The organism is Asanoa hainanensis (genome assembly GCF_900188485.1).
GTDB lineage: Bacteria > Actinomycetota > Actinomycetes > Mycobacteriales > Micromonosporaceae > Asanoa > Asanoa hainanensis.
This window is the reverse complement of record NZ_FZPH01000004.1, coordinates 404739-411541: the sequence shown is the minus strand read 5'-3', so window position 1 is coordinate 411541 and position 6803 is coordinate 404739. Positions and strand designations below refer to the sequence as shown.

Genomic DNA, 6803 nt, shown 5'->3' with positions numbered 1-6803 from the left:
CGGGTCGGGCCTGGCGGCGGGTCGCGCCCGAGCGGCGGGTCGCGCCCGAGCGGCGGGTCGGGCCTGGCGGCGCGTTGCGCCCGAGCGGCGGGTCGCGCCCGGCGGCGCGTTGCGCCCGAGCCGCGGGTCGCGCCTGGCGACGCGTTGCGCGTTGCTGCGAGACGTGGTTTTGACCCGGCGGCTCGCGCGTTGCGCTTGGCCGTGCGTTGCGGCCTGGGCGGCGACGTGGTTCGCGCGAGGTGGTGGGCGCACTGCGTCGGGCGGGCTGCGCGTCGACGTGAGCCGTGCCTCGCTGAGGTGTGGACGGTTGGGCTACCGAGTTGGCTCTGTCGCCGGGGTGGGGTTCAGGCGTCGGGTAACCGCGTGGAGCGCGTAGAGGCCATAGCCGACCAGGCAAGCGGCCAGGATCGGGTGCACCAGCAGCGCGAGCAGGCTTGCCAAGCCGATCACGCCCGCTGCGGCGGCGACGGTCGCTGGCCGCTCCGCGACGGCGGTGCGTGCGGCCGATCGCCAAACGCCGTGCGGCGCCGCGGTGGCGCGGGCGTCGCCTGACGTCGCGGCCGCGCTGTCGCCGGCAGTTCCGGCGGCGCGAGGCGGCGCGGTGGTTGCGGTGCGCTGGGGTGTTTCGGTGGCGTGGGCCCCGCCGGGATTCGCGGTGGCGAGGGTGCCGCCGAGGGCGACCAGCGCGAGCGCCGCATAGCCGCACGCGGCTGCCGTGATCACGGTGGTCAGGCCGACCACGACCGCGCCGCCCGGGACGCGGCCGGTCGAGACCGCGGCGAGGTCGACGGTGACCAGCCAGGTCGCCGCAAGCACGGCCGCCGTTGCCAGGGCGCCGGGCAGCAGCGTGCGGCGGAAGACGCGCCAGCAGGCGCGTGGGCCTGGCCAGCGGTCGTTGGTCAGGAATGAGTGCACCGCGTAGCTGGCGGTGGCGAACGCCGCGCCGGTCGTGAGGACCGGCAGCGACGCCGCCACCATCAGGAGGCCCAGCACCGCCACGTCGGTGGCGACGCGGACCGTGTCGCGCCAGTCGGGTTTCATCCCTTGATGCCGCTCGTGTTGATGCCTTCTACCAGGAGGCGTTGGAAGGCTACGAAGAACAGGAAGACCGGCACCAGCGACAGCAGCGACATCGCGAACATCGGGCCCACCGCGCTCTCGCTCGTCGAGTCGATGAACAACGTCAGGGCCACCGGGACCGTGTAGTCCTGCAGGTCCGACAAGAAGACCAGCTGGCGGAAGAAGTCGTTCCACGTCCAGATGAACGAGAAGATCGCTGTCGTGACCAGGGCCGGCCGGCTCAGGGGCACGATCACGTGGGCGAACACCGTGTACGGCGACGCCCCGTCGATCTTCGCGGCCTCGTCCAGCTCGTAGGGGATGCCGCGCATGAACTGGACCATCAGGAAGACAAAGAACGCTTCCGTGGCCAGGAACTGGGGGACCAGCAACGGGAGATACGGCCAGTCGCCGCCGACCCAACCCAGCTGCTTGAACAGCACGTACTGCGGGATGATCAGCACATGGCCCGGCAGCAGCAGCGTGCCGATCATGATCGCGAACCAGACCTTGCGCATCCGGAACCGGAGGCGGGCGAAGGCGTAGGCGGCCAGCAGGCACGAGACCGCGTTGCCCACGACCGTCAGCAGGGCGACCATCGCGCTGTTGGCGAAGAACCGTCCGAAGCTCACGTCGAAGTTCTGCCAGCCGTCCCGGAAGTTCCCAGGGGTGAACACATCGGGCCACAGGCCGATGTTCGTGGCGATCTCCTCGCGTGACTTGAACGAGGTGCCCAGCATCCACAGCAGGGGATACAGCACCACGGCCAGGATCAGCACGAGGATCACCAAACGCCAGAAGCGCCTACCCATCACCGGTCCTCACCGTCGGCGTAGTGGACCCAGAACCGGCCCGTGCTGAACAGCACCACCGTGATCAGGGCGATCGCCACCAGGAACACCCACGCCAGCGCCGACGCGTAGCCCATCCGCAGCTCGGTGAAGCCCTTGATGTAGAGGTTCAGCGTGTACATCAGCGTCGAGTCGACCGGACCCCCGGTGCCGTTCGACAGCACGAAAGCCGACGTGAAGCCCTGGAAGCCGTTGATCGTCTCCAGCACCAGGTTGAAGAAGATGACCGGCGACAGCATGGGCAGCGTGACTGCCCGGAACTGGCGCCACGGACCCGCGCCGTCCACCGACGCCGCTTCGTAGAGCTCGACCGGGATCTGCTTGAGCCCCGCCAGGAAGATCACCATCGGCGCGCCGAACTGCCAGATGGCCAGTGCCATCAGGGTCTCCAGAGCGAACCGGGGATCGTTGACCCACGGCGCGCCCTCGATGCCGAACAGGCCCAGCAGCGAGTTGAACGCGCCGTCCCGGTTGAACATGTTGACCCAGACGATGGCCAGCGCGACGCTGCCACCGAGCAGCGACGGCAGGTAGAACAGGCCCCGGAACAGCCCGACGCCCCGGAACGCCCGGTTGAGCAGCAGGGCGACCCCCAGGGCGGCGGCCAGCTTCAGCGGCACGGCGATCAGCGCGAAGGTGACCGTGACCCGCACGGCGTGCCAGAAGGACGCGTCCGCGGTGAACATCTCGCGGTAGTTGTCGAGCCCGATCCACTCGACCGCGGAGAAGTCGGAGAGGGCGTCGTAGTTGGTGAACGAGAGATAGAGGGAGAGCAGCATCGGGACGGCCGTGATGCCCATGAGCCCGAGCAGCCACGGTGACAGGAAGACGAACCCGGCGATGTTCTCTCGGCGGCGCGGGCCACCCCGGCCCCGCCGACTGGCGGGACCGGGGGAGGCGGAGCCGGCAGGCGGTGCCGCCGGCGGCGCGGTACTAATGGCCAACGGTCAGGCCTGTCCGATCGCGGCCTGGGCGATGGCGAAGTACGCCTTGGCGGCCTCGGCGGGTGTCTGGCGACCGAACTGCACCTCTTCGGCGGCCTTGATCAGCTCGGCGCGGACCTTGCTGTGCCCCTTGAGCGGAACCTGCGGCGAAGCGCCGAACTTGGCGCCCAGCTCGGTCTGCACCTGGATGGCGACCTTCATGTTCGCGTCCGAGACAGTGGAGGAGACCGCCTTACGAATGTCCAGGTTGGACGGCAGGCCACGGTCGGTGCCGAGCACCGCCGCCGCCTCGGGGTCGTTCGACAGGAAGTTGATGACGTCGACCGCGATGTCCTTGTGCTCGCTGCCCCGGAACACCGAGAAGTACATCGACGCCCGGGCCCACTGCGCGCTCGGGTCACCCGGGTACGCGACGACGCCGAGCTCGTCCTTGGTGTTTTTCTTCAGCTCGGGCATCTGGTTGGCCCACACCCAGGAGGTGCTCGCCTTGCCGGTGACGACGAGCTGCTTGCTGATGTCGGTGACGTTGCCCTCGTGGATCACGTCGGCGGTCGGGGTGGCACCGCGGTCGCGGGCGCCCTTCCACAGCTCGAACCACCCGGCCACGTCCTGCTCGGTGAAGCCGAGCGCCTTGTCCTTGTAGAGGTCCTTGCCCTGCTGGCGCAGCCACACCCAGAAGGCCTTGTAGTCGGCGCTCGGGTCCTGCGTGCCGGGCACCTTGGCGGTCTTGGAGACGTTCTCCGCCCAGGTGATGAAGTCGGCCCAGGTCATGCCGGTGGTCGGCGCGGGCAGCTTGAACTTGTCGAGCAGGGTCTTGTTGAACACCAGGCCCTGGGTGTTCTCACCGAACGCGACGCCGGCCATCTTGCCGTCGACGATGCCGTAGTTCACCAGGCTCTCGGGGAACTTCGAGACGTCGAGCTTGCCACCGTCCTTGTAGGACGTGAGGTCCAACGTGACGTTCCGCGACGCGTACTCGGTGAGGTAGTTGTCGTCGATCTGGAAGATGTCGGGCGCGTCGCCGCCCGCGGTCAGGGTCGCCAGCTTGTCGAAGTAGCCCTGGTTGGCCTGCCACGTCTTCTTGAAGGTCACGTTGGGGTGCTTCTTGGTGTAGAGCGCCAGCGCGTCCTCGGTCAGCTTCGCGCGGCCCTCCGCGCCCCACCAGAAGATGGACAGTTCGACCGGCTTGTTGGGGTCGGCGGCGGAATCGCCGCCATCGTCACCGCAGGCCGCGGCGGCCAGCGCGAGGGGAATGGCGACCAGGGCCGCGAGCAGGCGTCGCCGCAGGCCAGGCCCCGAAAAGGCGGTACGGTGGTGGCGCGTGGTCGGCTCGACCGCACGCGAAGATGGTGCGCGGTGCATGTGCGCTCACTCCTTGGCGTAGGAGGCGACCTCTCCGGGGGCGGTGGCGACCACGCCGCCCGGGTCCGCATGGCTGTGCGGACCCGGGCCCGGCCCCGTCGAGTCGCGGATGACCAGCTCGGTCTGAAGGGTTATCTGTGCGGTGGTGCGACGGTCGTCGCCGTGCGCGAGGAGCATGTCGACGGCCGCCCGTCCGGCGGCGGCGGTTGGGGTCGCCACCGTCGTCAGCTTGGGGCGGGTGAGGCGGCTCAGCGCGATGTCGTCGATGCCGACGACGCTGATGTCTTCCGGGACGCTCAGGCCCAGGGTGGATAGGCCCTCGATCAGGCCGATGGCCATGAGGTCGTTGTAGGCGAGGACGGCGCTCACGCCGGCGCGCACGATCTGCTCGGCGACGGCCATGCCACCGTCTTCGGTGGGTTGGTTGGGCCCGATGACGGCCAGGTCGGCGTCGTTGGCCCGGGCGGCCGACAGCGCCGACCGGCGGATCTCCCGGCTGGTCCACGACCCGCGTGGGCCGGCGACCAGGGCGATCTGCCGGTGACCGAGCCGGCTGAGGTGGTCGATGGCGAGCCGGGCGCCCTGCGCCACGTCCATCACCACGGTCGGCAGGCCGGTGAGCTGGCGGTTGACCACCACCAGCGGCACCTCGCGGCTGAGCTGCTCGATCAGGCTGTTGCTCATCCGCGGGCTGCACAGCAGGACCCCGTCGACCTGCTTGGCCAGCGCGCGGACCAGTCCTTCTTCGACGCTCGCGTCCTCGTTGGTGTCGGTCACGAAGATGTGGTAGTCCCGTTGCCGGGCCTGGCTCTCCGCCGCTTTGATCAGCGGTGGGAAGAACGGGTTGGCGATGTCGGCCACGATCAGGCCGATGTTGTGCGTGCGCCCGGTGATCAGCGCCCGGGCCGCCCGGTTGGGGCGGTAGCCGAGGTGCTCGGCACAGGCCAGCACCCGGCTGCGGGTCTCCGGGTTGACCAGGTGCGGCGCCGAGAACGTGCGCGAGACCGTGGAGATGTGCACCCCGGACTCGCGCGCGACGTCGCGGATGGTGGCTGGCACGCGGGACCCCTTCATCGAAGGCTGTGGTGGCCGTCACTCAAGTGCGCCAATTAATGCAAACGGTTGCGTGGCTGTCAACGGTCTGTTGTTGCGACTCGGTTGCGGGCGCGTTCCAACCCACCGGCAAAAGCCAAAATAACGGACAAGACATTGACGGGTACGAGGGGAGCATGCTTAGTTTCCTGCAAACGTTTGCACTCCGCGAAGGGGTTGGTCGATGTCTGACGGACGACGTCGCTACGCGTTGGTCGGCGCCGGAGCCCGGGCCGGGATGTTCCTGCGCGCCCTCGCCACCGACCACGCCGACCGGGCCGAAGTGGTGGCCCTGGCCGACGTCAACCACACCCGGATGGCGGCCCACGTCCGCTGGCTGGAGGAGCTGGGCGCGACCCCGCCGAAGACCTACGCGGCGACCGACTTCACCACCATGCTGGCCGCGGAGAAGGTCGACGAGGTGCTCGTCACCACCGTCGACGCGACCCACGCCGACTACATCGTGGCCGCCCTGAACGCGGGCTGTGACGTGGTCACCGAGAAGCCGATGACGACCGACGCCGAGGGCTGCCGGCGGATCCTGGCCGCCGTGCGAGAGACCGGTCGCCGGGTCCGGGTGGCGTTCAACTACCGCTACAACCCGTTGCACGAAGCTTTCAAGGACGAGCTGCGAGCGCTGGGCGAGATCGGGTCCGTCCACTTCGAGTGGTTGCTCGACGTGCGGCACGGCGCCGACTACTTCCGCCGCTGGCACCGCGACGTGGCCAACTCGGGCGGCCTGCTCGTGCACAAGTCCGGCCACCACTTCGACCTGGTCAACTGGTGGCTCGACGCGACACCGGCCACCGTCTACGCGCAGGGCCGGCGGTTCTTCTACGGCCCGGAGGGGCGCAGGCACGGCTACGCCCGCGACTACGCCCGGGGCCACGACGCGCCAAGGGACGACCCGTTCGCCCTGCACCTCGCCGACAACCCGCAGCTCCGCGCGCTCTACCTCGACGCCGAGGACGAGGACGGCTACCTGCGCGACCAGAACGTCTTCGCGCCCGGCGTGACCATCGAAGACGACCTGGCCGTGCTCGTGCGCTACTCGACCGGGGCGACGATGACCTACCACCTCACCGCGTACGCGCCGTGGGAGGGTTATCGGGTCATGGTCAACGGCAGTCGTGGCCGGCTGGAGCTCGAGGTGGTCGAGAGCGACCACGTCAGCCCCGCCGGTGCCAGCGAGGTCAAGGGCGCCGCCGTGCACGGCGAGGTCGCCGCCGCCGAGCACGGACGCGCGCGGCTGACCGTGCACCCCTACTGGCAGCCGCCCCGCGAAGTCGCCGTAAAAGGCTATGCCCGCGGCGGCCATGGTGGCGCCGACGCCCGGATGACCGGGGTGCTCTTCGGCGGCCAGGCTGACCCGATGGACCGCTCCGCCACCGCCCGGGACGGCGCCCTCGCGCTGCTGACCGGGCTGGCCGCCAACCGCTCGATGGCGACCGGTGCGCCGGTGACCGCCACCGACCTGCTCGATCCGACCTGACCG

General features: G+C 69.7%; 6 protein-coding genes. 1 reads left to right on the top strand and 5 read right to left on the bottom strand.

All coding sequences use genetic code 11. The features are described from left to right. Window positions 1–312: 312 nt before the first annotated feature. The 5 genes from CHC05_RS12995 to CHC05_RS12975 are packed head-to-tail and all read right to left on the bottom strand — an operon-like array spanning window position 313 to window position 5275. Window positions 313–1041, bottom strand: coding sequence for a hypothetical protein (locus CHC05_RS12995; protein WP_089248253.1), 729 nt, complete (start codon window positions 1039–1041; stop codon window positions 313–315). Beyond that, entirely contained in the window at window positions 1038–1871 is an 834-nt protein-coding gene (locus tag CHC05_RS12990; protein ID WP_089248251.1) for a carbohydrate ABC transporter permease, read from the bottom strand. Before CHC05_RS12990 ends, CHC05_RS12995 begins: the two co-directional genes overlap by 4 nt. Next, entirely contained in the window at window positions 1871–2854 is a 984-nt protein-coding gene (locus CHC05_RS12985; protein WP_089248249.1) for a carbohydrate ABC transporter permease, read from the bottom strand. The genes CHC05_RS12990 and CHC05_RS12985 overlap by 1 nt, the downstream gene beginning before the upstream one ends. Window positions 2855–2857: 3 nt before the next feature. After that, complete coding sequence (locus tag CHC05_RS12980; RefSeq protein ID WP_089248247.1) at window positions 2858–4216, bottom strand: ABC transporter substrate-binding protein; 1359 nt, start codon at window positions 4214–4216, stop codon at window positions 2858–2860. Window positions 4217–4222: 6 nt separating this feature from the next. Then, a complete protein-coding gene (locus tag CHC05_RS12975; protein ID WP_089248245.1) occupies window positions 4223–5275 on the bottom strand; it encodes a LacI family DNA-binding transcriptional regulator in 1053 nt (350 codons plus the stop codon). A gap of 217 nt (window positions 5276–5492) precedes the next feature. On the opposite strand from CHC05_RS12975, the gene CHC05_RS12970 reads away from it, so the two are divergent. Then, window positions 5493–6800, top strand: a complete 1308-nt coding sequence (locus tag CHC05_RS12970; RefSeq protein WP_089248243.1) for a Gfo/Idh/MocA family protein — start codon at window positions 5493–5495, stop codon at window positions 6798–6800. Window positions 6801–6803: the final 3 nt, after the last annotated feature.

Coding starts and splice junctions, on each gene's coding strand:
- CHC05_RS12970 (WP_089248243.1), top strand. CDS start 5,493: ATGTCTGACGGACGACGTCGCTACGCGTTGGTCGGCGCCGGAGCCCGG.
- CHC05_RS12995 (WP_089248253.1), bottom strand. CDS start 1,041: ATGAAACCCGACTGGCGCGACACGGTCCGCGTCGCCACCGACGTGGCG.
- CHC05_RS12990 (WP_089248251.1), bottom strand. CDS start 1,871: ATGGGTAGGCGCTTCTGGCGTTTGGTGATCCTCGTGCTGATCCTGGCC.
- CHC05_RS12980 (WP_089248247.1), bottom strand. CDS start 4,216: ATGCACCGCGCACCATCTTCGCGTGCGGTCGAGCCGACCACGCGCCAC.